We start from the raw sequence: 23,667 nt of genomic DNA on the forward strand, positions 1-23,667 counted from the left end.
CCAGAATCGGCTGGCGGAGCAAAAAGAGCATGTGGAACTGATGCTGGCCAAGCTGCGCCATATCGGCCGCAAAATGGAGCTGGCGCGCCGCGCCTATGCCGGCGAGGAAATAGGCGAAGACGGCGCTGCCGGCTGGACCAAGGAAATGATAGAAGCGCGCCGCGCCCTGAAACATGCGCTGCTGCTGCGCGATTATGCCGACGCCGAAGAGCAGCGCCGCATCGCCGCCATTCTGCAACGCGCCACCGCCGAAATCACCGGCCAGACCAAATCCTAAGGAGCGCCGCATGACTCAAGACCTGACGATACAAAAACTACGCCACGCCACCCGCTTCCGCCTGCTGCAAGTCAGCCGGGTAACGCGGCTGACGCCAGCCATGCTGCGGATCACGCTGAGCGGCGACGATCTGGAAGGCTTTGTCTCCGCCTCCTTCGACGACCATATCAAACTGTTCTTCCCCGCCCCCGGCGAAGCCAAACCGGCTACGCCCAGCATGGGCGAGGGCGGCATGAGCTTCCCCGCGGATAGACCCAAGCCGGTCATGCGCGACTACACGCCGCGCCGTTACGATGCGGCCAAGGGCGAACTGGATATCGATTTTGTGGTGCACGCCGGCGGCGTCGCCGCGCAGTGGGCCGTGAACGCCAAGCCTGGCGACTATCTGGGCATAGGCGGCCCGCGCGGCTCCCGCGTGGTGCCGACCGGCTTTGACTGGCACTGGCTGATAGGCGACGAATCGGCGCTGCCGGCGATCGCCCGGAGGCTGGAAACATTGCCGGCCGGCGCCCGCGGGCAAGCGTGGATATTGGTGGACGACGAGGATGGCCGACTGCCGCTTGCCGCGCCGGCCGGCGTCGAAATCGTTTGGCGCTACCGCAAGCGCGGGCAGGACCTGCTGCAAGCCATTGAGCAAACCGCCCTGCCCGCCGGCGAAGGCTATGTCTGGGCTGCGGGGGAAAGCGGCGAAATGCGCCCGCTGCACAAGCACCTGCTGGCGCAAGGGCTGGATAAGGAGCGGATGCGCGTGGCTGGCTACTGGAAGCGCGGCGACGCTGGAGCGCATGAGAGCATTTCGGACTAGAGATTTTCCCGCTTGGCCCATGGGCCGGCTTTAGGCCGGTTAAGCGGCTGCAGGCCCTATGGCGTCAGGGCGGTCCGGAAAAAAGCGACCAACGAAGCATTCAAATCATGATGAAAGGCCGTTCGGTCAAAACCTGGCGCGTCTTGGCAGATTTCCGGTTCCTCCTTGACCAGCGCCTCCGCGCATGGCGCAAGGAAGGCAAAGTGGCCCGCGTTTTGTACTACTTTGTAATCGCGCAAGGTTGGCAGCAGTTTATGCAGCTTGGCCTCCGTGTCCGGTTCTACTCCATCACCGCCCTTCTCCGAAATCCACAGGAACACGGGAATTTTGATGCCTGCAAGATTGGCGGCATTCGGAAAAGCATTCAGCGGATCAAGCGCTGCGGCAGCCTTGACCCTATCGTCGCGCACCCATTGGCGGGTACCCCTGGCCTCTTGCTCAAGCTGTCGGCACAGCGGACGATCGATCTTGCAGCGCACTTCCGAGCCGGCAAAATCTGGCTCGCCGCCCGCAATGACCAAGGACGTAAAGCCTCCGCGCGAGAAACCCATGACGCCGATCCTGGAGGAATCGATTTGCGAGGCTTCGGTCGCTTCACCCAGCATATAGTCAATCACCCTTTTGATCTCGATTGGCCGTCTTTCAAAAGCCAACATGTCCCAAGGGTACTTCATACTCATCCCGCTATCCCCGGTGTGATTGAGGGACACCACTAGGAACCCGTTATCAGCCAAAGCTTCCGCGCTGTCATGATGGCCGTACATGCTGCCGGTAAAACCGTGAGAAATCACGATCAGGGGCAGCTTATCGACATCCAAAGGACAATTGCGACTGGCGCTCACCATGAAGGCTGCGACCTGGCTGCTCTCCGGTTGCTTTGAACACGGAGACCAAATCGCGGCTTTCAATGCCGGAATCGTTTTGGTAGCTGGAATATCAACCAGCCGCAAGCCCGCAGCCAGCGTAAAGGAAGCGCAGCAGGCGAAAAGCATGCCTATCGCAACATGCATGATTTTAGTCAAACGCATAGTCTGTCTCCACAAGCAGAAATCCGCATCCTACCCGAAATGCGTTTGACATTACGAACTCATTCCACCTCGCGCAGCAATTGCGTCAACAGCGGCGACAGATAGCGCCGCTGCACGGTAATGGCATAAAACGTTTCTTCTACCTCAGGCACCAGGCAATACTGCTGCAGCAAACCTTTCTCCAGTTCGTCGCGCACCACGATGGCGGGCAGCAGCGCCACGCCGCCCGCGTCGCGCGCCAGCAGACGCAGCATGGCCATGTCGTCCACTTCCGCCCGGATTTGCGGCTTCCAACCCATTTCCTCGCACAGCAGGTCGAAGCGCAGACGGATCTCGCTCTTGCGGCTGGGCACCAGCAAGGGCAGGCGCGTCAGATCGCGCTCGATATGGAAATCCTGTCCCGCGTCCAGCGGCGGCCCCACCAGCACCACCGGCTGGCGCGCCAGGGTGCGGCAGCGCCAGGCCTGTTTGTCATCGGCCAGCACCGGCCGATTCGACAGCACCACGTCGAGCTCATGCGCCTTCAGCCTGGCTAGCAGCTCCTCCAGGCTGCCCGCTTCCAACATCAGCCGCACCTGCTGCTGGCGCAGCACCGGCTGCAAAAACCAATCCTGGAAATTGCGCGACAAGGTCGCCACGCTGCCGATGCGCAGCGTGCCACCGCGGCCTTCGCTGGATGCCGCGCTGGCCAGTAGCTCGTTGCCCAGGGCGAAAATCTCCTCGGCGTAACGCATCACCACCGCGCCCAGTTCGGTCAATTGCAGCTTGCGGCCCTCGCGCAGGAACAACGGTTGGCCCAGCTGTTCTTCCAGCTGACGGATTTGCGCGGACAACGCCGATTGCGAAACATGCAAGCGCTCGGCAGCCCGGGTGAGGTGCCCCTCGCTGGCAACCGACCAGAAATAATACAGATGGTGATAGTTGAGTCGGCTCATTGTTCTTTATTAAAGAATGAAAACTAATATTTAATCTATTTTACTGAACATATCGATTAGGGCAAAGTGCCGGCATGCTTTAGACGGAGCCTCTCTATGCCCTTTTCCCTCTCCGACGCCCTGCCCGTCGCCATCGTGCTGGCCTGGTTGTTGCCAGCCTGCTGGCCAGGCCCTGCCCTGCGCACGCATTGGCGGGCGGCTGAAGCGGCCGCCCTCTTCGGCGGCTTGTTGCTGTTGCCCTTAGCTTGGTTTACTCCATCTGCGCCCTGGTTCGCCGCTGCCTGGCTGATGCAGGCGCTGGTTCAGCTATTGGGCTGGATGGTGCTGCGCTATTCACGCCGCTACATGCAAGGCGAGCCCGGCCAGCACCGTTTCCTGCGCGCGCTGGGATGCCTGCTGGCTTCCGTCACGCTGGTCGTGCAAGGCACCCATCTTTTGCTGATGCTGGCGGCGTGGATAGTGTGCAGCCTGGCGCTGCAAACGCTGCTGACTTTCTACCCCGGCCGGCCTGCCGCCCAACTGGCGGCGCGGCGAGAGCGGCGCACCAGCCGGCTGGCGGAGCTGCTGCTGATCGCCGGCGGGCTCGCCTGGTCCTGCGCCGGCCGCAGCCTGGACCTGACGGCAGCCGCAACGGCGCCGGTCTCCATCGAAAACCACGGCTATGCCATGCTGGCTGCGGTGTTGCTTGTGGCTGCGGTGGGCATCAAGACCGCTCAGTTGCCCTTCCATGGCTGGCTGACCCAGGTAATGGAAGCGCCCACACCGATTTCCGCCCTCTTGCATGCCGGCGTGGTGAATCTGGGCGGCATCGTGCTGATCAAGGCTGCGCCTTTGCTGCAAACCGCGCCTGCCGCCAATGCGCTGCTGATGCTGTGGGGCGGTCTGAGCGCGACAGTGTGCTGCCTGGTGATGCTGACCCGCATCAGCGTCAAGCTGCGGCTGGCCTGGTCCACCTGCGCCCAGATGGGTTTCATGTTGCTGGAAATCGGCATGGGCCTGTATTCGCTGGCGCTGCTGCACTTGCTGGCCCACTCGCTGTATAAGGCGCATGCCTTTCTCAGCGCGGGCAATGCCGTACGTGACAGCGCCGCGCGGCGTCTGGCCGGCGGCGACGAAGCCGACAGCCTGCCCGCGCACCTTGCGCGCGGCGCGCTGGCCGTGCTGGCGCTGGCCGTTTCGCAATGGCTGTGGCAACGCTGGCTGCCGGCTGCCGCCCTGCCGCCTCTATTCTGGCTATGCATGGGGCTGGGCATGGGCGTGTTGCTGCGCGGCCCGTCAGGCCTGTTGGCGACGCTGGCGCTGTGCCAATCCTATCTGCTGCTGCATGCGCTGGCGACCCAGGCGCTGCCGTGGCATGGCCAGCCGCCCGCAGCGTGGAGCCAATGGCTGCTCGGCGCGATTTTCGCCGCGGCCTTTCTGCTGCAGGGAGTGTTGCTGCGCCACCCGCAAGGCTGGCTGGCGCGCCGGCTCTATCCGCATGCCTTCGCCGGTTTTCATCTGGATGAATGGTGGTGCATGCTCGCCTGGCACCAGCCCCGGATCCAGACTCCGATCCCATCCTGGCAACTGTCGCTGAAAGGAGGCCGTCATGACTAAGCTCGCCGCACCATGGCAGCAGGCCGTGGAACAGGCCTTATCCGCCATTGCCCCGTCCTGGCCCTTGGACAGCCTGGTGGCCAGCTCGCCTTACTGGGGCTTGCGGGATCGCTCCTTCAAGCAGGCGGCCGATACCCTGCTTCACGTGGCCAACAGCCCGCTGCACCTGCCGCAAAGCGAATACCTGGCCGCCTGGCGCAGCGGCGAAATCACGCGCGATGCCTTGCAGGCCGCGCTGAACGAGACCGGCTGGACCGATTCGCTGGAAGCCTGGCTGGAACGGGCGCGCCAGTCTTTCGCGCCCCCTGCCGCGCCTGTCCTTCTTACCGAACTCTGCGCCGTCCCTGCCGGCCCGATGAGCGCCCAGCGCTGGACCGATGTCGTCATTCAGCAGATCAGCCAGTATTGCGCCGCCTGGTTCGATCGCGACCAGGCCAACTGGCACTTGTCGCATGAGCAAGGGTTTTACGCCGCCTGGCGGGAGCAGATGCGCCATCCCTACGGTTTGACCGCATCGCCGCAGATGCGTGAGCGTTTGCGACAGCTCGCGATGCGTCTGCCTGCCGATGCCGAGTCCATGCTGGCGTCCGGCATCGCCCAGTTGCAGCCGGACGCCGACTGGGCTGCGCCATGGCTGCAAGCGCTGTTGATGCGCAACAATGGCTGGGCCGGCTGGTGCGCCTACCTCGCCTGGCAAGCCCATCTGACGGGCGAAAGCGATAGGCACTTGCAAGAACTATTGGCCATCCAGCTGGCCTGGGAGTGCCTGCTGGATGATGGCCGGCGCGACGCGGACAGCGCTTGGGCGTCTTGGCGCCATGCGTGGCAACATCATGGCGACTGCCGTGCCAACCCGTTTGCCGCAGTCTGGCAGCGCGCGCATGAGCTGTCCCTGCACTTGCCGCTGACGCAGGCGCTGTGCCGCCCCTCGCCGGCGCAAACCGGCACGCGCCCGGCGATGCAAGCCGTGTTCTGCATCGATGTGCGCTCGGAGCCTTTGCGCCGCGCGCTGGAAGAAACCATTCCCGAATGCCATACCCATGGCTTCGCCGGCTTTTTCGGCCTGCCGCTGGCCTACCGGCCGCCGGGCAGCGAATCCGCCCAGCCGCGCCTCCCGGTCCTGCTTGGCCCTGCCTGGGAAGCCACCTCGTCTGCCTGCCAACCGCGTCCGGCGGGACGCCGCGGCTGGCAGGCCTTACAGCGCTCGCCCGCGGCTGGTTTTGCCCTGGTGGAAAGCATGGGCTTGGGCAAAATCGCCAGCTTGGCCAGCCGCAGCTTGCCGCGCGCGCGCCAGGCCCAATTGCCGGATCTGGACCCATGGCTGAACCGGCACAGCGCCGCCCCCGTGCCGCAAGCCTCGCTGCCGCTGGAGCAGAAGGCCAAGCTGGCGGCGGGCTTGCTGCCGGCGATGGGTCTGAATGGTGAACTTGCGCCCTGGGTGTTGCTGACTGGCCACGCCAGCCATGCCAGCAATAATCCGCAAGCCGCCGCGCTGCAATGCGGCGCTTGCGGCGGCCATGGCGGCCACCAGCATGTCCGCCTGCTGGCCAGCTGGTTGAATGATCCGGCGCTGCGCGCGCTGCTGGCCGAGCAAGGCCAGCCCATCCCGGCGGACACCGTTTTCCTGCCGGCGCTGCACCTGACGCACAGCGATGAAATCCTGCTGCTGGACACCGATGCGCAGGCGGCCGATGTCCGCGCCCGCCTGCCAGGGCTTGAGGCGCAATTGCGGGAAGCTTCCGCACTGGCCAGGCGGCGGCGCGCGCCGGCGGTCAATCTCGACGCCTGCCTCAGCGATCAGGCCCTGCTGGAAAAAATGCGGCAAAAAGGCGATGACTGGGCGGAAACGCGCCCGGAATGGGCGCTGGCGGACAATGCGCTGTTCATCGCCGCGCCGCGCGGCAAGACCAGAGACCTGGACCTGCAAGGCCGCGCCTTCCTGCATGATTACGACTGGCGGCAGGACGCGGACGGAAAAGGGCTGGAAACCATTCTGGCCGCGCCCATGGTGGTGGCCCACTGGATCAATATGCAGTATTTCGCCTCCACCGTGGATCCGCGCCGTTTCGGCAGCGGCAACAAGCTGCTGCACAATGTGGTGGGCGGCCGCATCGGCGTGTTCGAAGGCAATAGCGGCGACTTGCGCATCGGCCTGTCCTGGCAATCCGTGCACGATGGCCAGCGCCTGCGCCACGCGCCGCTGCGGCTGGCCGCCTGCATCGACGCCCCGCCGGACAAGCTGGCCGCCGCCCTGTCCCGCCAGCCGCTGCCAAAGCAGTTGATCGAAAACGGCTGGCTGCATCTGTACTGCGTGCACGGCGACACGCCGCTGCGCTGGCATGCCGATGGAGGCTGGCGACATGATGCTTGATCGCAAGCCCGCGCTGTTGACCCGCCATGGCAAGCAGGCAGCGCTGGCGCCCGCGCTGGCGGACATAGGCTGGCGATTATCGCTGGTCGATAGCTTCGATACCGACAGCCTGGGCACGTTCACCGGCGAGACGCCGCGCGCCGGCAGCCAGCGCGACGCGGCCCTGGCCAAAGCCAAGCTGGCCTGTGAACTCAGCGGGCTGCGGCATGGCATCGGCAGCGAAGGCAGCTTCGGCGGCGATCCCTGGCTGGGCAGCTGCGCCTGGGCGACGGAGCTGCTGGTTTATTGGGATGCGGCGCGCGAATACGCCGTGGAAACGTGGATCAGCGGGCCGGAAACCCATTACCGCCACTGGATGCTGCATGACCTGGACAGCCTGCCCGAGCTGCTGCGCCAGGCCGATTTCCCCGCGCACGGCCTGATCGTCGGCCGGCCCGGCGAGCCGGCGTTTCATAAATCGCTGCCCGATGAACGCGCGCTGCGCATGCACCTCGAGGCGCATCTGGCTGCCGGTCCGCTGCGTCTGGAAACCGATATGCGCGCCCACCGCAACCCGACGCGGATGGCCATGATCGCCCGCTGCGCGGAGAAGCTGGCCGCTCGGCTGGCCAGTCTGTGCCCGGATTGCGGCATGCCGGGCTTCGGCGAAATCGCCCCGCTCGCCGGCGCGCCATGCCTGGACTGCGGCGCGCCTACCCGGCAGCCTGGCGTTCGCCGCTGGCAATGCCCCTGCTGCCTGGCCATGCGCCAGGAAACGTTGAGCGCGCCTGTCTCGCCGCAATATTGCGACATTTGTAATCCATAACGCGATAGAGAAATATGAAGTCCCTGCACCCTACACCCGAAGACCTGGATCTGGCCGCCTCGCTATTGCGCCAGGGGCAACTGGTTGCCTTGCCTACGGAAACCGTTTACGGCCTGGCCGGCGACGCCACCAATCCCGAGGCCGTCGCGGCGATTTTCCGCGCCAAGAACCGGCCGGCCGACCATCCGCTGATCGTCCACCTGCCCGGCGTGGATCACTTGATGAACTGGGCTGCCCGCGTGCCCGATCATGCCTGGCCGGTGATCGAGCGCTTCTGGCCCGGCCCCTTGACCCTGGTGTTGCCGGCCAGAAGCGACGTGCCCGCCATCATCAATGCCGGCCAGGATACCGTCGCCCTGCGCTGGTCCAGCCACCCCTTGCTGCAGCAGGTGCTGGACCGGCTGCAAAAACCGGTTGCCGCGCCTTCTGCCAATCCATTCTGCCGCATCAGTCCCACCACGGCGGAGCATGTGCGGTCGCATCTGGAAGGACAGATAGCCGCCGTGCTGGACGGCGGGCCCTGCGCGGTAGGCATTGAATCGACCATTCTCGATCTCAGCAGCCCGCGTCCCGCCATTTTGCGGCCCGGCGCCATTACAGCCGACATGCTGGCGCCCTATCTTGATCTGGCGGAAAAGGCCGCGCCCGACGCGCCGCGCGTGCCGGGCAACCTGGCCTTGCACTACTCGCCGCGCCAGCCCTGCTACCGGATCGAGCCGGCAGAGGCCCAGCGCGTGCTGGCCGCCGCGCAGTGGCGCGACAGCGCCGTGTTGGCGATGGATGCGCCCGGCATCACCGCTGGCTGGTTTCGGCAAATGCCATCCACCCCGGACGCCTATGCCCAGGCGCTGTACGCCGCCCTGCACGAGGCGGATGGCAGCGGCTGCCCATCCGTGCTGGTGATCCTGCCCCCTGACGAGCCAGCCTGGCGCGCAGTGCGCGACCGCCTGCTGCGCGCCGCCCGGCCACTAGGGGCTGTTGACGTTTTGTGAGTGGATCGCGTTTGAGCTACGCCAAACCCGTAGGGTCGGGCGCCTTTCGCGCCGACTCTTCGTTGTTCCGCGCTGGCAGAGAATGACTATGCGGCGCGCAAAACGCCTCGATTCGTCGCAAAACACATCCCGGCGCGACCGCTCTCCAAACGTCAACAGCCCCTAGGCTGAGCCCAAAAAAAACGGAAGCCCAAGGGCTTCCGTTTTGCATGCGAGGCGGGATCAACCCACCCAGCGCCGAGCGCTGGCGAACATGCGGTACCAGCCGCCGTTTTCGCCCCAATCCGCCGGATGCCAGCTGTTCTGCACGGTGCGGAACACCCGCTCCGGGTGCGGCATCATGATGGTGAAGCGGCCGTCCGGCGTGGTGACGCCGGTGACGCCCAGCGGCGAGCCGTTCGGGTTCAGCGGATAGGTTTCGGTGGCGCGGCCATCGAAGTCGATGTAACGCAGCGCCGTCAACGCCTTGTCCTGCGCGCCCGGCGCGAACACCGCGCGGCCCTCGCCATGGCTGACCACCACCGGCAGGCGGCTGCCGGCCATGTCGGACAGGAAGATCGACGGCGAGGCAACCACCTCCACCATGCTGAAACGCGCTTCGAACTGCTCCGACGCGTTGCGGCGGAACTTAGGCCAGTTCTCCGCGCCCGGAATGATGGCCGACAGGTTGGACATCATCTGGCAGCCGTTGCACACGCCCAGCGCGAAGGTATCGCCGCGGCCGAAGAAGGCCTCGAACTCGTCGCGCGCGCGCGGGTTGAGCAGGATGCTCTTGGCCCAGCCCTCGCCGGCGCCCAGCACATCGCCATAACTGAAGCCGCCGCAGGCGGCCAGGCCCTTGAAGTCGGCCAGCGCCACGCGCCCGGCGATGATGTCGCTCATATGCACGTCCACCGCGTCGAAGCCGGCGCGGTCGAAGGCGGCGGCCATTTCCAGCTGGCCGTTGACGCCCTGCTCGCGCAGGATGGCCATGCGGGGACGCTTGCCCGTGGAAATGTACGGCGCGGCCGGATTGCCGTGCACGTCGAACGACAGCTGCGCGAACAGTCCGCGCGACTTGGCGTGGCTGCGCAGCAATTGCTCGCTGTCGGCGCAGGCCGGATTGTCGCGCAGACGCTGCATGCGGGCGCTGGTTTCGGACCAGGCGCAGAACAGCTCGCTGCGGCTCTCGCTGAACAGATCCTTGCCCTTGTGGCGGATCACCAGACGGTCGTAGCTGTTGGTGCGGCCGATGACGAACAGCTCGCGGCCGATGCCGGCCTTCATGAAGCGGGAAATCACTTCCGAGGTGTCGGACTTCTTCACCTGCAGCACCGCGCCCAGCTCTTCGCAGAACAGCACGCGCATGATGCGGCCATGGGTGGCGGCTTCCTGCGCCGGCGGCACGTAGTCGTCTATCATGCGCTGGGTGTTCTGGCGCTCGATCACCAGCTCTTGCAGGTCGACGCTGATGCCGATATGGCTGGCGAACATCATTTCCGCCAGGGTGGCGAACAGGCCGCCGTCGGAACGATCATGGTAGGCCAGCAACATGTCGTCGCGCAGCAGCGACTGCACCGTATTGAAGAAGGCGGACAACTGCAGCGGGTTCTCCACGTCCGGAGAACGGCCGCGCATATCCTTCCATACCTGCCCCATGATGGAGCCGCCCAGGCGGCCGCGGCCATAGCCCAGATCGATCAGAATCAGGTCGCTGTCCTTGACGTCCTTCAGCTCCGGCGTGACCGTCTTGCGCACATCCTCAACCGGGGAGAAGGCGGAAATCACCAGCGACAAGGGCGCGGTAACGGACTTCTGTTCGCCGCCCTCTTGCCACACCGTCTTCATCGACAGCGAGTCCTTGCCCACCGGGATGCTGACGCCCAGACTCTGGCTCAGCTCGGACACCGCCTCCACCGTGCGGTACAGATTGGCGTCTTCGCCCGGGTGCCCAGCCGGCGCCATCCAGTTGGCGGACAGCTTGACGTTGCCCAGGTGGCCGACAAAGGCGGCGGCGATATTGGTCAGCGCCTCGCCGATGGCCATGCGGCCGGAAGCCGGCGCATTCAGCAGCGCGGCCGGCGTGCGTTCGCCCATCGCCATCGCCTCGCCGCGATAGGTGTTGAAGCCCATGGTGGTCACGGCCACGTCCGCTACCGGCACCTGCCAGCAGCCCACCATCTGGTCGCGCGCGGTCATGCCGCCTACGGTGCGGTCGCCGATGGTGATCAAAAAGGACTTGTCGGCCACGGTAGGGTGGCGCAGCACGCGGTAGGCGGTTTCGCGCAACGGGTACTGCGAGGCGTCCAGCACCTCGAATGCCGACTCCACGGTCTTGGCATCGCGCGTCATGCGCGGCGGCTTGCCCAGCAGCACGTCCAGCGGCATATCCACCGGATTGTTGCCGAAGTAATCGTCGCGCACCTGCAGGTGGCCGTCGTCGGTCGCCACGCCCATGACCGCGAACGGGCAGCGCTCGCGCTCGCAGATGGCGGTGAAACGATCCAAATCCTCCGGCAGCACGGCCATCACGTAGCGCTCTTGCGCCTCGTTGGACCAGATCTGCATCGGCGTCATGCCCTTCTCTTCCAGATGCACCTTGCGCAGGTGGAAGATCGCGCCGCGGCCGGCGTCGTTCACCAGTTCCGGGAAGGCGTTGGATAGGCCGCCCGCGCCCACGTCATGGATGGAGACGATGGGGTTGGCTTCGCCCAGCTGCCAGCAGCGGTCGATCACCTCCTGACAGCGGCGTTCGATTTCCGGATTGCCGCGCTGCACGGAGTCGAAGTCCAGATTCTCGCTGTTGGCGCCGGTGTCCATCGACGAAGCCGCGCCGCCGCCCAGGCCGATCAGCAAGCCCGGGCCGCCCAGTTGGATCAGCAAGGCGCCTTCCGGAATCTCATTCTTGTGGATCTGCTGCTGCTGGATGTTGCCCAGGCCGCCGGCCAGCATGATGGGCTTGTGATAGCCGCGCATCTCGCCGGCAAACTCATGCTCGAAGGTGCGGAAGTAGCCGGCCAGATTGGGACGGCCAAACTCGTTGTTGAACGCCGCGCCGCCGATAGGGCCTTCCAGCATGATCTGCAGCGCCGAGGCGATGCGGCCCGGCTTGCCGTATTCCGGCTGCTCGTCGCGGTACAGCTCCCACGGCTGCTTGAAGCCAGGGATATTCAGGTTGGACACGGTAAAACCGGTCAGGCCTGCCTTGGGGCGGGAGCCGCGCCCGGTGGCGCCTTCGTCGCGGATTTCCCCGCCATTGCCGGTGGACGCGCCAGGGAAAGGCGAAATGGCTGTCGGATGGTTGTGCGTTTCCACCTTCATCAGAATATCGGTGGGTTCGCTGTTGTAGGCGTACTGATTGCTGCCCGGCTGCGGGTAAAAGCGCTCGATGAAAGCGCCCTCGATCACCGAGGCGTTGTCCTTGTAGGCCACCAGCGTGCCTTGCGGATGGGCGTCATGGGTGTCGCGGATCATGCGGAACAGCGATTTGCCTTGTTCCACGCCGTCGATGATGAACTGCGCGTTGAAAATCTTGTGGCGGCAGTGCTCGGAGTTGGCCTGGGCAAACATCATCAGCTCGACGTCGCTGGGATTGCGCTTCAGCTTGATGAAATTCTCAACCAGATATTCCACCTCATCGTCGGACAGCGCCAAACCCAATGTGGCGTTGGCTTGCTCCAAGGCGGCGCGGCCGCCGTTCAGCACGTCAACCGTGGTCATCGGTTGCGGGTCGATATGGACGAACAGCTTTTCCACCTCGTCAAACGAGGATAGAACGGTCTCCGTCATCCTATCGTGCAAGAGGCTCGCCAGGATGTGGCGAGCCTCTTTACTTGAAGATTTATCGGCGGACTGGATTCGGAATGCAGTGCCGCGTTCTATCCGTCGGATGTTAGGCAATCCGCAGTGCCGGGCTATGTCGGTCGCCTTGGACGCCCATGGAGACAGCGTCCCCAGGCGCGGCGTGACCAGGAACAGCTCGCCACTCGGCTCCTCGCTCAGCGGCGGTTCGCCGTAGCTGAGCAGCTGGCCCAGCACGCCGACTTCCTCCAGCGTCAATTCGCTGTCGCTTTCCGCGAAATGCCAATACTCGGCTGTCAGGACGAGATCCTTAAAACCGGCATCGGCCGCTGCCGCCTGCAGTTTTTCAAGACGAAACGGTGACAGAGCGATGCCACCGCGCAGCTTGGTAATGTAAGACATTAGACACCCGCGACAAGTACCAGGAAAGGGCGTCATAATACAGCAAAACATCGCCGCATTTAAGGCGGAACCGGACTTTCCGGGGCCGCATCGGATTTTTTTTTGATTTACCCGAACATCATCCGCTTTATCAGGAGCATTGCCCAATGAAAAAGGTCGAAGCCGTCATCAAACCGTTCAAGCTGGACGAAGTGCGCGAGGCGCTGTCGGAGATCGGCGTCAACGGCCTCACCGTGTCTGAAGTCAAGGGATTCGGCCGCCAGAAAGGCCACACCGAGCTGTATCGCGGCGCCGAATACGTGGTGGATTTCCTGCCCAAGGTGAAAATCGAGGTGGTGCTGCCGGATGATCTGGTGGACCGCGCCATCGACACCATCGTGGCCGCCGCCCGCACCGGCAAGATCGGCGACGGCAAGATCTTCGTCACCCCGGTGGAACAGGTGGTGCGCATCCGCACCGGCGAAACCAACGAACAGGCGATCTGATCCGCGCCCATAAAAAAAGCCCTCCGAAACCGGAGGGCTTTTTGCTGCCCGTCAAGCGGGCAAGGACGGAGATCAATCGCGGTTGCCGCCGAAGGCCAGCAGCAATTGCAGCAGGCTGGTGAACAAGTTGTAGATGCTGATGTAGATCGACAGCGCGGCGGAGATGTAGCTGTTTTCGCCGCCATCGACCACGGTCTTGACCTGCCACAGGATCATCAGCGAGCTGAACAGCGCGAAGGCCGCGGAGATCATCAGCTGGAAGGCCGGCATGCGCAGGAACAAGTTAGCCACCACGGCCACCATCAGCACGATGGCGCCGACCATCAGGAAGTTGCCCAGGCCGGACAGATCGCGCTTGGTGGTGGAGGCGATGCCTGCCATCACGAAGAACACGACGGAAGTGGCCGCGCCCGCGGTCATGATCAGCTGGCCGCCGTTGGAAAACTTCAGCGCGAACTGCAGCAAAGGCCCCAGCAGCACGCCCATCATAAAGGTGAAGCCCAGCATCAGGAACACGCCCAGAGAGCTGTAGCGGTTCTTTTCGATGGCGAACACCAGACCGTAGAACACGGCCATGATCAGCAGCATGCCCATGATGGGGCTGCCCGCCAGGAATGCGAAACTCATATGGGTGCCGACGATGGCGCCCATCACGGTTGGGATCATCGACAGGCCCAGCAGGCCGTAGGTATTGCGCAGCACTTTGTTGCGCACATCGGCCATAGGGGTCGACTGGTAGGCCGTCTGGAAGTCGGGGTGCATGTGAAGCTCTCCTGAGTTGGTTGTTCTGGAAATATTTTGGAATTGTAAGCAACAGACCATGCCGAAGGGAATAAGTTTCCGACTGTCGGCAAGACTTGTCATGTCGGATTCCTTGCGTTATTATTCCGTCCTCTTCTGGGAGCAGATGCGGGCGAACCCCGCAATTGCAAGCCCACACCACAATGCGAGAGTGGCGGAATTGGTAGACGCACTGGATTTAGGTTCCAGCGCCGCAAGGCGTGAGAGTTCGAGTCTCTCCTTTCGCACCACCCCGGTTTTTCAAGCCTAGCCTCAAAACCCCAAAAGCCCCCCCCAAAGTACCGCAAATAAAGGCTTCCCCGCCTTTTCGCATTCCACGTCTTCACACCAAATTACCGCCGTTTTTCTATATCGTTTGTCCCAGGAATTGTCCCAGGCATGGCAACGATAGAACCGTGCGGCGACAAGCCGCGAGCCAAAGCACGCCAAGTTGACATTTGCCAATCCGACACTTTCCAAGCGTCGCGACGATCCATAACTTAACTCCCCGCCCTACCCCCTGATCATTTTCGCATCTCAATGGCCGCGTTCAGCCATTTCCCACCAGCAGTACGCAGATTCAGGCAGTGGCGCGAAGGGCAAGGGATGGTGTTGTCTACATCTGCTGACGCGCACGACCCTTAGGAAAAAATTTTAGCCGCGCGCGGAATAATCCGCCCGCGCGCTGCGTATACCGTTCGAGTCAGACGAAAACCTCAGCCTGATTCATTCCTTAAACTACAGGAGTTCAGTATGCGTCACTCGCGTATCGCTGCGGCAATGCTTTTATCCGTTCTGGCAGCCCAGGCGGCAGCCGGATCGCCTCCGCCATCAATACAGAACGGGCTGCTGGCCGACTCTGCCGGCAAAACCTTGTATGTCTTCGATAAAGACCAGGCCGGAGCTGGCCGCAGTGTGTGCAATGATGCGTGCGCCGACTTGTGGCCGCCACTGCTTGCCGGCAAAGAAGACCAGCCGAAAGGAGAGTTAGGCCTTGCCATTCGCGATGACGGCACCCCGCAATGGACTTGGCGCGGCAAGCCCTTGTACCGCTATGCCCACGACAGCGCGCCTGGAGAGCAAAAGGGAGAGAACTTCAAACAACTGTGGCACACGATCAAGCCTTGATGCCGATTCACGCCCCAATCAAGAAGGGAAATCATGAAACAGCACATTCTACGGGTCTCCGCCCTATTGCTCCTCACGGGTCAATCATGGGCCTCCGCCATCCCTTTCGATGGCGACATCCGGAACAATACGCTGGCAGTCAGTCCAGACGAGCGCTTGGCGATAGTGGGCAATAGCCAGACCGACCACCTGAAAGTGTATGACCTGAAGCGCGGCGTTCTCCAAACATCTCTGCCCGGCTTCGTCACGCCGCGCAACATCGTGTTTTCGCCGGATGGGCAGCATTTTTATGTGACCGACAGCAGCAAAGGCGTGCTAGAGCGATGGAATGCCCAGTCCTTTCGCCTTGAAGATAGCCTGGCACTCGGCCCAGGCGCCTTTGGAAGCGCGATAGATAAGCAAGGCACTCGTCTGTATGTTAACAACCAGGCCAGCAATACCGTCAGCGTGGTCGACCTAGCCAACTGGAGAGTGCTGAAGGTCATCACCGGCTTCTCCGGTCCGCGCCAGGGCGTAAAATTATCACCTGACAATTCAGTCCTGTACGTGACCAACTTCCGCAGCGACAAGCTGAGCGTGGTGGATACAGCCAGTTTGACCCTGCGCGGCGAGATCAGCGGCTTCAACAAAATTCGCGCCATCTCGCTGTCCGCAGATGGGAAAACACTGTATGCGGCGAATAGCGGCAACGACACGCTGGCCAAGGTCGACACCCCATCCGGGCGCATTGTGTCCACAGTGAGCGTCGGACGTGAGCCTTATGGCGCGGCCTTGCGTCCAGATGGCAAAGCGCTGTACGCGGGAAATCTGAAGAGCAATTCGCTGACCGAGGTTTCGCTACCGGCGTTCAAGGCAACGGCGCAGATAGAAAGCTTGCGCGGGCCACGTCAGGCCATCAGCTTTAGCCAAGACAGCCGCACAGCCTGGGCGCTGAATGAAGACCTGAGCGTAGTCGAACTCGATTTGGCGTCGCGCAGAATTGAACGGGAGCTGAAACCATAGTTCAGTCAACCCAAGAGCGGCACTTTCACCAGTTGCTGTTGGACAACTTGGCTCGGCTGCGCCGCTATGCGCGCGTGCTGAGCCGGGACGCGCCAAACGCAGACGATTTAGTACAGGACACGCTGGAACTGGCCTGGCGCCACTGGCAGCAATGGCGACCGGATTCCGACATCCGCGCCTGGCTGTTCAGCATCATGCACAACCGCCATATTGACTGGGCGAGACAGTCCAACCGGCATGTCGGGCTGTCTGATGAGGAATGGGCCAGAATGGCTGTGCCTCCCATGCAGGAGCAGTCATTGCAAATGCGGGACCTTTCCCAAGCATTGAGCCTGTTACCGGATGAGCAGCGGGAGATTCTGTTGCTGGTCGTGGTGGAGGAAATGCGCTACCAGGACGCCGCCAAGATGCTGGGCCTCCCTATCGGCACCGTGATGTCGCGTTTGCACCGCGGCCGAGAGCGCTTGCGCCAGCTAATGGATGAGCATGGAGAAGAGACGTGATTGAGCCAGACGAGCATGTATTGCAGGCATATCTTGATGGCGAGTTGACTGCAGACCAGGCCGCAGCCGTCGCTGCCTGGCTTGAGACCCACCCGCAAGCGGCCCAAAAGTTGTCGCAATGGCGGAGCCAGGACCAAGCGCTGCGCCAGCTGTGGGCTCTGCGGCAGAAAGAGCCGGTCCCGACGAATCTGCTAGCTGCCGTTAGAACAGCCAAGCGGCGCGGCCTTCCGACCTGGCTGCAACAAAGCATGGCTGCAGGCTTGGTGTTCGCGCTGGGGCTTGGAGGCGGCTGGTATGGGCAACAGGCATATCAGGGCGCGCATCCGATGGCGGCCGTGGATAGCCTGCCCCGACAGGCTGCGATGGCACATGTCGTCTACAGTCCGGATATCCAGCGCCCGGTCGAGATCGCCGCGGAGCAGGAAGGCCAGATGGTGGCATGGCTGTCGCGCCGCATGCAAAGCCGGATCGAACCGCCACGCTTGGCCCAGGCCGGCTATGAGCTGATAGGCGGCCGTCTTTTGCCTGGCAACCAGGGACCGGTTGCTCAGTTCATGTATCACGATGCCTCCGGCCAGCGCATGACCTTGTATGTGGCGCGCGAGTCGGCACCGCGAACCGACAACGGCTTCCACTTTGCCAGCCAAGGGCCGGTCAATGTCTATTACTGGTGGAGCAAGGGCTGGGGCTACGCCTTATCCGCCGGCATGCCGCGCGAACGGCTGCTGAGCCTGGCCGAACAAGCCCAAAGACAGATCACACCGGATTGATCATGAACACACGGCTGTGATCACCTTTTCCCACGCTTAAACGCCACGCCCGCCGCGTGGCGTTTCCGTTTCCGCCATCCGCGCTGGCGAACGAACGCCTGACCACTCTCGAGAGCGACGGCGGCATGAATAGCCGCCATCCAGCCTGGCCGGCCCACGCGGATTTCGCCTGCGCAGATGGAGGCGACCTTTTCTTTTGCCTTATACTCTGGCCGCATTGGGGCCGCGCGCCCCGGAACTCGTCTCCGGCTCGACCGTCCGACCTTCATGACCCACACTATCAATCCGTCTCGCCGTCTGCTGCTGCAAAGTCTCGCCATGGGCGCAGGCGCCGCTATTTTGCAAGGATGTCAAACCGTGCCCGCTCCGCAATCCATACCGTCCGCCTCGCATCGCCTGTACCTGACCGCCTGCTCCGGCATCATCCCGGCCAAGCAAATCCAGCTGGCGCTGCCCCGGCTGGCCCGCGCCGGTTTCACCCTGGAAAACACGGCGGCGCTGGAGCGCAAGTATTTGCGATTCGCCGGGACCGACGCCGAGCGCGCAGCCGACCTGAATGCCTTGCTGACCCAATCGCAGCTGCCGTCGCTGGTTGTAGCCGGACGCGGCGGCTACGGCGCGATGCGGCTGCTGCCGCAGATCGATTTCGCTCGGCTCGGCGCGCGGTTGCGCGAGTCAGGCATGCCGCTGATAGGCTATAGCGACTTTTGCGCCATCCAGTTGGCGCTACTGGCCAAAAGCGGCATGGGCAGCTTCGCCGGCCCGATGCTGGGCGATTTCGGCAATGCGCACCCCAGCAGCTACGCCATCAACGAATTCTTCTCCACCCTCACCACGCCGCAGCGCAGCCTGCACGTTGCCGGCCCCTGCGGGCGCGCCAGCGGCGAAGGCATTTTCTGGGGCGGCAATCTGAGCGTGCTGTCCAGCTTGGTCGGCACGCCTTACCTGCCGGACATCAAGGGCGGCTTGTTGTTCCTGGAGGATGTGGGCGAACAACCGTACCGCGTGGAGCGCATGCTGCAGCAGCTCCATCTGGCCGGGGTGCTGAGCCGCCAACAGGCGATCTTCCTTGGCGATTTCTCGATGCAGAAACATGTTGATGTCTATGACCCGCGCTACGATTTCGATGCCGTAGTGGCGGAATTGCGCCGCATAAGCGGGGTGCCGGTATTCACAGGCCTGCCATTCGGCCACATCGCCAATAAAACCACCATGCCGCTGGGCTTCCCCACCCGCTTCCGGGCCGATGGCGATAGCCTGACCCTGCAATTCCTGAACTATCCCACAATCTCGCCGCTTGGCCTGCAGCCGGAGGCGCTGCTGGACACGCAGCCCGCCTGAAGCCTGGCAAGCCAAATGCTTGACGAAGCGGCGAGCATCATGCAGTTTGACTCGTCGTTCCGTGCCGAATATATGGAGAATGCATGATCCGTTGTCAGAAAAACCTGCTGGGATTGACTCTTGCCGTCTTGTTGAGTCCCTTGCCAGCCGCGGCAGACGGCTATCAAACGCCGCCGCCTGAGCTGGCGGCGCTGGTCGATGCGCCGCGCACCCCGCAGCAATCGCTCAGCCCGCAACAAAACATCGTGCTGCAGATCAGCCGCCCCGGCTTGCCCAGCATAGCCGACGTCGCCCAGCCGGAACTCAGGCTGGCGGGGCTGCGCCTCAATCCCAAAATGCGCGCCTACAGCCAATTCAACTTCGGCAACGGGCTGTCCTTGCTGGACATCGCCAGCGGCAAGTCCCGGCAAGTCAGCGGCCTGCCCGCGCGGCCGCGCATCGCCGACCATCACTGGGCCCCCGATGGCAAGCATGTGGCGCTCAGCCTGTGGGGCGACAAGGGAGTGGAATTGTGGTTGCTGGACGTGGCCACCGCCCGCGCCCACCGCCTTGGCGACTTCCATTTGAACGCCAGCACCGGCAGCGGCTTGGCCTGGATGGGCGACAAGCTCCTGGTGAAGATGTTGCCCGCGCGCCAGGGGCCTGCGCCAGCCGCGTCAGGCAGCCCAAGCGGGCCGAACATCCAGGAAAGCCAAGGCGGCAAGCTGTCGCAGACCCGTACCTATCCCGATCTGCTGAAAACGCCTTACGACGCCGACCTGCTGGATTATCAACTCAACAGCCAGCTCGCGCTGGCCGAGCTGAACGGCAAAATCCACCCCATCGGCTCGCCGGACCGCTTTCTGTCCGTGCAGCCATCGCCGAATGGCCAATACCTGCTGGCCACCAAGCTGCAGCGCCCCTACTCCACCCTGGTGCCGCTGATTCGCTTTCCGCAGCGCATCGAAGTGCTGGATTTGAATGGCCGCAGCGTGCATGTGGTCACCCAACGGCCGCTGCTGGAACGCATGCCTTCCGGCAATGACGCAGTGGAAACCGGCCCGCGCGACGTGGGCTGGCGGGAAGATGCGCCTGCCACGTTGTTCTGGGCCGAAGCACAGGACGGCGGCGACCCGGGCGTGGCCGCCAAGACGCGAGACGCCTTGTTCCTGCAGGCCGCGCCATTCCAGAAGCCGCCATTCAAGCTACAGGAGCTGGCTAGCCGGTTTGCCGGCATCCAGTGGGGACGCGACGACTTGGCCCTGGTCAGCGAATACTGGTGGAAAACGCGTGAAATCAAGGTCTGGCGCGTCCATCCGGGCGAAGCCAACGGCGCGGCGGAGCTGCTAAACCAACGCAGTTCGGAAGATCGTTATGCCGACCCAGGCATGCCAACCATGGTGGTCAGCCGCAATGGGCGATCGTTGTTGCAAACCAGTCCGGACGGCAACAGCCTCTATCTATTGGGTGAAGGCGCCAGCCCCGAGGGCGACCGCCCTTTCATCGACAAGCTGGACCTGACCACCAAGCAGACCACTCGGCTGTGGCGATCCCAGGCGCCCTGGTATGAGCAGCCCCTGGCCGTTCTGGACAAGGCCCAGCGCGTATTATTGAGCCGCGAGCAGACGGAAACGCCGCCCAATTTATACTTGAAGACGCTTGGCGAGCAGGATGGCTTGCGCCAGCTGACCTTCTTCCAGCACCCCACCCCGCAGTTGAAAGGCGTGCAGAAACAGCAATTGCGTTACAAGCGCGCCGATGGCGTCGATCTGACCGCCACGCTGTACCTGCCGCCCGGCTATGAGGCAAAACGCGATGGTCCGCTGCCGATGCTGATGTGGGCCTACCCGGCCGAGTTCAAAAGCGCGGATGCCGCCGGGCAAGTCACCGATTCGCCATATCGCTTCAACCGCGTCGGCTACTGGGGGCCGGAAGCCATGCTGGCGCGAGGCTATGCCGTATTGGATGATCCGAGCATGCCCATCATCGGCGCAGGCAAGCAGGAACCCAACGACAGCTATTTGCCGCAGTTGAAGATGGACGCGCAAGCGGCAGTGGACGAGGTAGTGCGGCTGGGCGTGGCGGACCGCGACCGCATCGCCATCGGCGGCCACTCCTATGGCGCCTTCATGACAGCCAACCTGCTGGCGCATACCCGGCTGTTCCGCGCCGGCATCGCCCGTTCCGGCGCTTACAACCGCACCCTGACGCCATTCGGCTTCCAGTCGGAGGAACGCAATTTCTGGCAGGCCAAGGACGTCTACCAGACGATGTCGCCATTCAATTACGCCGATCAGATCAAGGATGCGCTGCTGCTGATCCATGGCGAGGCCGACAACAATCCCGGCACGTTCCCCATCCAAAGCGAGCGCTTATACCAGGCACTGCAAGGCCTGGGCGGCACCGTGCGGCTGGCGATGCTGCCGGCGGAAAGCCACGGCTACCGCGCGCGTGAATCCATCCTGCACATGCTCTGGGAGGAAGACCGCTGGCTGGACCAATACGTCAAGCATGCCAAACCGCGCGAGACGCCATAGTTCGGTCAGATAACCGACTGCCGCAAGCAAGGCCCTGCCCGTCAGGGCCTTTTTCATTTCTCAAGCCGGCATGCCGCTCGCAAGCGCTCTTTTGAATGCGGAGATTGCTATACACACACATTTCCCTTGCATTCCAATTTTGTGTGTACAAAATAAATCATGACAGGCAGCAAGCTCTATCCATTAGGTCAGCAAGGCGGTAAATTCCATGCGCGACGACAAAGCCCACCGTATCCACATCGAGCAGCCCGGCCGCCCCAGGCTGTATCAGTTCGATGACCTGCCCGGCTATGAAATGGTAGGGGTCATCACCCAGGCCGGGCGCAGCGGCGCGCTGGTAAAGAAAATCCGCAGCGGCGTGTACTACATGGCCAATTCCGGCATGCTGCGGCCGCTGGACCAGCGGCAAGTGAAAATGGCGCTGGGCCTGTCATCCGGCGCCGGCGCGCCGGTCAAAATGCAAGGCGGCGCTCGCCACAATGTCTATCTGGACGCGGAGAGCATAGACATCGCCCTGGCGCTGGGCGACGGCAATATCAGCAGAGGCATCCGCCACGCGCTGAAAATCAGCGTCGCGGCAGACTGCTCCGAATCCTGAAATTTAAGATGCGCGCTTGAGGCGCCATAAGAAAAAGGCAGGCCAGATGGCCTGCCTTTCGCATCGACATAAGCAAACGGATCAGCCGTACTGCCGCGCGAAATCCTGCATGAAATTGACCAAGGACTTCACGCCCTCAATCGGCATCGCGTTATAGATGGACGCGCGCATGCCGCCCACCGCGCGATGGCCTTTCAGCTGCGCCAAGCCATTCTTGCGCGCTTCCAGCAGGAAGATTTCGTCCAGCGCCTCCTCCTTCAGCTTGAACACCACGTTCATCTTGGAGCGGAAGGGCTGTTCGATGTGGGTGGAGTAGAAACCGCCGCTGCTGTCGATGACGTGGTACAGCAGTCCGGCTTTTTCCTCGTTGCGGGTGGCGATGCCCTTGACGCCGCCCTGCTCCTTCAGCCACTTGAACACCAGGCCGGCGATGTAGATCGGGTAAGTGCCCGGCGTGTTGTACATCGAGTCCGCGTCGGCGTGGACCTGATAATTCAGCATGGTCGGAATGTCGGCGCGCGCCTTGCCCAACAGGTCTTCGCGAATCACCAGCACAGTCAGGCCAGACGGGCCGATGTTCTTTTGCGCGCCGGCATAGATCATGCCGAAACGGCTGACGTCGATCTCGCGCGACAGAAAATCCGACGACATGTCGCAAACCAGCGGCACGCCATGCTGCTCGGACGGGATGTAGGGAAATTGCAGGCCGCCTATGGTTTCGTTCGAGGTGTAGTGCAGATAGGCGGCGTTTGGGTCGCGCTGCCAGCTGGATTCTTCCGGGATGTAGGAGAAATTGCGGTCTTCGCTGCTGGCAGCGACATTGACCTTGGCGTAGCGCTTCGTTTCCTTGATCGCCAGCTTGGACCAATGGCCGGTGTTGACGATGTCCACGCTGTCTTTATCGCCCAGCAGGTTCAAGGGAACCATGGCGAACTGCAGCGAAGCGCCGCCTTGCAGGAACAGCACCTTGTAGCCGGCCGGGATGTGCATCAGTTCGCGCAGATCATGCTCGGCATCATGGATGATTTCCATGAATTCCTTGCCGCGATGGCTCATCTCCATCACGCTCATGCCGGAGCCGTGCCAGTCCAGCAGTTCGCTCTGCGCTTCGGCCAGCACGGCGTGCGGCAGCACGGCGGGACCTGCGGAAAAGTTGTACACCTTGGCCATGGTCTTTCCTCTGTTGTCTTTGTCCGATTTATTGTTTAAATGGCGGCGTCAGCCGCGCATCGCAATAGCACCGCATGAAAAAACCGGCGTCATCCCCAGGGGAAGCGCCGGTTTGCTTTTCATTTCGCATGCCGAGCCTGCTCAATTGCTCAACAGGAAGTGGGCGCGCGCCACCGCTACCGGCTTGGAGCGGTCTTCCTGCCAGGCTTCGATCAGCACGTGCGCCACCCGCTTGCCCTGCTTGGTGATTTCACACTGCGCAAACAGCGTTTGCGGACGGCCTGGACGCAGGTAGTCCAGCGAAAAATCGACGATCTTCGGCGCTTCCAGCGATTCGCGATTCCACATCAGATGTATCATCGCCGCGCTCTCCATGAAACCGC

General features: G+C 63.0%; 19 protein-coding genes, 1 tRNA gene and 1 pseudogene. 15 read left to right on the top strand and 6 right to left on the bottom strand.

All coding sequences use genetic code 11. The features are described from left to right. Positions 1 to 277: pseudogene (locus C2134_RS21900) on the top strand (PadR family transcriptional regulator); the annotation flags it as partial. Between the two features lie 10 nt (positions 278 to 287). After that, positions 288 to 1,082: a siderophore-interacting protein gene (locus C2134_RS13735; RefSeq protein ID WP_103320745.1), complete on the top strand. Its 795-nt coding sequence runs from the start codon at positions 288 to 290 to the stop codon at positions 1,080 to 1,082. 56 nt (positions 1,083 to 1,138) lie between these two features. Here the strand turns inward: C2134_RS13735 and C2134_RS13740 are convergent, their stop codons facing one another. Next, positions 1,139 to 2,110, bottom strand: a complete 972-nt coding sequence (locus C2134_RS13740; protein ID WP_103320746.1) for an alpha/beta hydrolase family protein — start codon at positions 2,108 to 2,110, stop codon at positions 1,139 to 1,141. A 59-nt stretch (positions 2,111 to 2,169) separates the two neighbouring features. Next, on the bottom strand, positions 2,170 to 3,045 hold the full coding sequence (locus C2134_RS13745; protein ID WP_103320747.1) for a LysR family transcriptional regulator: 876 nt from the start codon (positions 3,043 to 3,045) through the stop codon (positions 2,170 to 2,172). 96 nt (positions 3,046 to 3,141) lie between these two features. Between C2134_RS13745 and C2134_RS13750 the strand changes: the two genes are divergently transcribed. The 4 genes from C2134_RS13750 to C2134_RS13765 are packed head-to-tail and all read left to right on the top strand — an operon-like array spanning position 3,142 to position 8,809. After that, on the top strand, positions 3,142 to 4,641 hold the full coding sequence (locus C2134_RS13750) for an NADH-quinone oxidoreductase subunit L (RefSeq protein ID WP_103320748.1): 1,500 nt from the start codon (positions 3,142 to 3,144) through the stop codon (positions 4,639 to 4,641). Next, on the top strand, positions 4,634 to 7,012 hold the full coding sequence (locus C2134_RS13755) for a YbcC family protein (RefSeq protein WP_103320749.1): 2,379 nt from the start codon (positions 4,634 to 4,636) through the stop codon (positions 7,010 to 7,012). The genes C2134_RS13750 and C2134_RS13755 overlap by 8 nt, the downstream gene beginning before the upstream one ends. Continuing rightward, complete coding sequence (locus C2134_RS13760; RefSeq protein ID WP_146042167.1) at positions 7,002 to 7,817, top strand: DUF6671 family protein; 816 nt, start codon at positions 7,002 to 7,004, stop codon at positions 7,815 to 7,817. Before C2134_RS13755 ends, C2134_RS13760 begins: the two co-directional genes overlap by 11 nt. Positions 7,818 to 7,831: 14 nt before the next feature. Further along, entirely contained in the window at positions 7,832 to 8,809 is a 978-nt protein-coding gene (locus C2134_RS13765; RefSeq protein ID WP_103320751.1) for an L-threonylcarbamoyladenylate synthase, read from the top strand. Positions 8,810 to 9,031: 222 nt separating this feature from the next. On the opposite strand, the gene purL is transcribed toward C2134_RS13765, so the two are convergent. Beyond that, positions 9,032 to 12,991 (bottom strand): phosphoribosylformylglycinamidine synthase, encoded by a 3,960-nt coding sequence (gene purL, locus C2134_RS13770; RefSeq protein WP_103320752.1) that lies wholly within the window; start codon positions 12,989 to 12,991, stop codon positions 9,032 to 9,034. 146 nt (positions 12,992 to 13,137) lie between these two features. Here purL and C2134_RS13775 point away from each other — a divergent pair, with 146 nt between their 5' ends. Then, on the top strand, positions 13,138 to 13,476 hold the full coding sequence (locus C2134_RS13775) for a P-II family nitrogen regulator (RefSeq protein WP_071108570.1): 339 nt from the start codon (positions 13,138 to 13,140) through the stop codon (positions 13,474 to 13,476). A 72-nt stretch (positions 13,477 to 13,548) separates the two neighbouring features. Here the strand turns inward: C2134_RS13775 and C2134_RS13780 are convergent, their stop codons facing one another. Beyond that, the gene (locus C2134_RS13780; protein ID WP_103320753.1) at positions 13,549 to 14,238 is read right to left on the bottom strand and encodes a Bax inhibitor-1/YccA family protein; all 690 of its coding nucleotides are present in this window, start codon (positions 14,236 to 14,238) and stop codon (positions 13,549 to 13,551) included. 184 nt (positions 14,239 to 14,422) lie between these two features. Here C2134_RS13780 and C2134_RS13785 point away from each other — a divergent pair. The 8 genes from C2134_RS13785 (at position 14,423) to C2134_RS13820 (ending at position 22,114) form a co-directional block, all read left to right on the top strand. Beyond that, a tRNA-Leu gene (locus C2134_RS13785) sits at positions 14,423 to 14,507 on the top strand. Positions 14,508 to 15,009: 502 nt separating this feature from the next. Then, entirely contained in the window at positions 15,010 to 15,384 is a 375-nt protein-coding gene (locus C2134_RS13790) for a COG4315 family predicted lipoprotein (protein ID WP_103320754.1), read from the top strand. 33 nt (positions 15,385 to 15,417) lie between these two features. Further along, complete coding sequence (locus tag C2134_RS13795; protein ID WP_103320755.1) at positions 15,418 to 16,386, top strand: YncE family protein; 969 nt, start codon at positions 15,418 to 15,420, stop codon at positions 16,384 to 16,386. After that, positions 16,383 to 16,889 (top strand): sigma-70 family RNA polymerase sigma factor, encoded by a 507-nt coding sequence (locus tag C2134_RS13800; protein ID WP_199179942.1) that lies wholly within the window; start codon positions 16,383 to 16,385, stop codon positions 16,887 to 16,889. Before C2134_RS13795 ends, C2134_RS13800 begins: the two co-directional genes overlap by 4 nt. 248 nt (positions 16,890 to 17,137) lie before the next feature. After that, on the top strand, positions 17,138 to 17,659 hold the full coding sequence (locus tag C2134_RS13805; RefSeq protein ID WP_233196452.1) for an anti-sigma factor family protein: 522 nt from the start codon (positions 17,138 to 17,140) through the stop codon (positions 17,657 to 17,659). Positions 17,660 to 18,016: 357 nt separating this feature from the next. Then, positions 18,017 to 19,000, top strand: a complete 984-nt coding sequence (locus C2134_RS13810; RefSeq protein WP_233196453.1) for an LD-carboxypeptidase — start codon at positions 18,017 to 18,019, stop codon at positions 18,998 to 19,000. A gap of 83 nt (positions 19,001 to 19,083) precedes the next feature. After that, positions 19,084 to 21,516, top strand: a complete 2,433-nt coding sequence (locus C2134_RS13815; RefSeq protein WP_103320759.1) for an alpha/beta hydrolase family protein — start codon at positions 19,084 to 19,086, stop codon at positions 21,514 to 21,516. A gap of 208 nt (positions 21,517 to 21,724) precedes the next feature. Beyond that, on the top strand, positions 21,725 to 22,114 hold the full coding sequence (locus C2134_RS13820) for a hypothetical protein (protein ID WP_103320760.1): 390 nt from the start codon (positions 21,725 to 21,727) through the stop codon (positions 22,112 to 22,114). 81 nt (positions 22,115 to 22,195) lie between these two features. On the opposite strand, the gene serC is transcribed toward C2134_RS13820, so the two are convergent. Both serC and C2134_RS13830 read right to left on the bottom strand, forming a co-directional pair. Next, entirely contained in the window at positions 22,196 to 23,284 is a 1,089-nt protein-coding gene (gene serC / locus C2134_RS13825) for a 3-phosphoserine/phosphohydroxythreonine transaminase (protein ID WP_103320761.1), read from the bottom strand. Positions 23,285 to 23,425: 141 nt separating this feature from the next. Beyond that, on the bottom strand, positions 23,426 to 23,667 hold a 242-nt coding region (locus C2134_RS13830), incomplete at its 5' end, for a PaaI family thioesterase (RefSeq protein WP_146042168.1).

Source organism: Chromobacterium sinusclupearum, from assembly GCF_002902845.1.
GTDB classification, from domain to species: Bacteria; Pseudomonadota; Gammaproteobacteria; order Burkholderiales; family Chromobacteriaceae; genus Chromobacterium; species Chromobacterium sinusclupearum.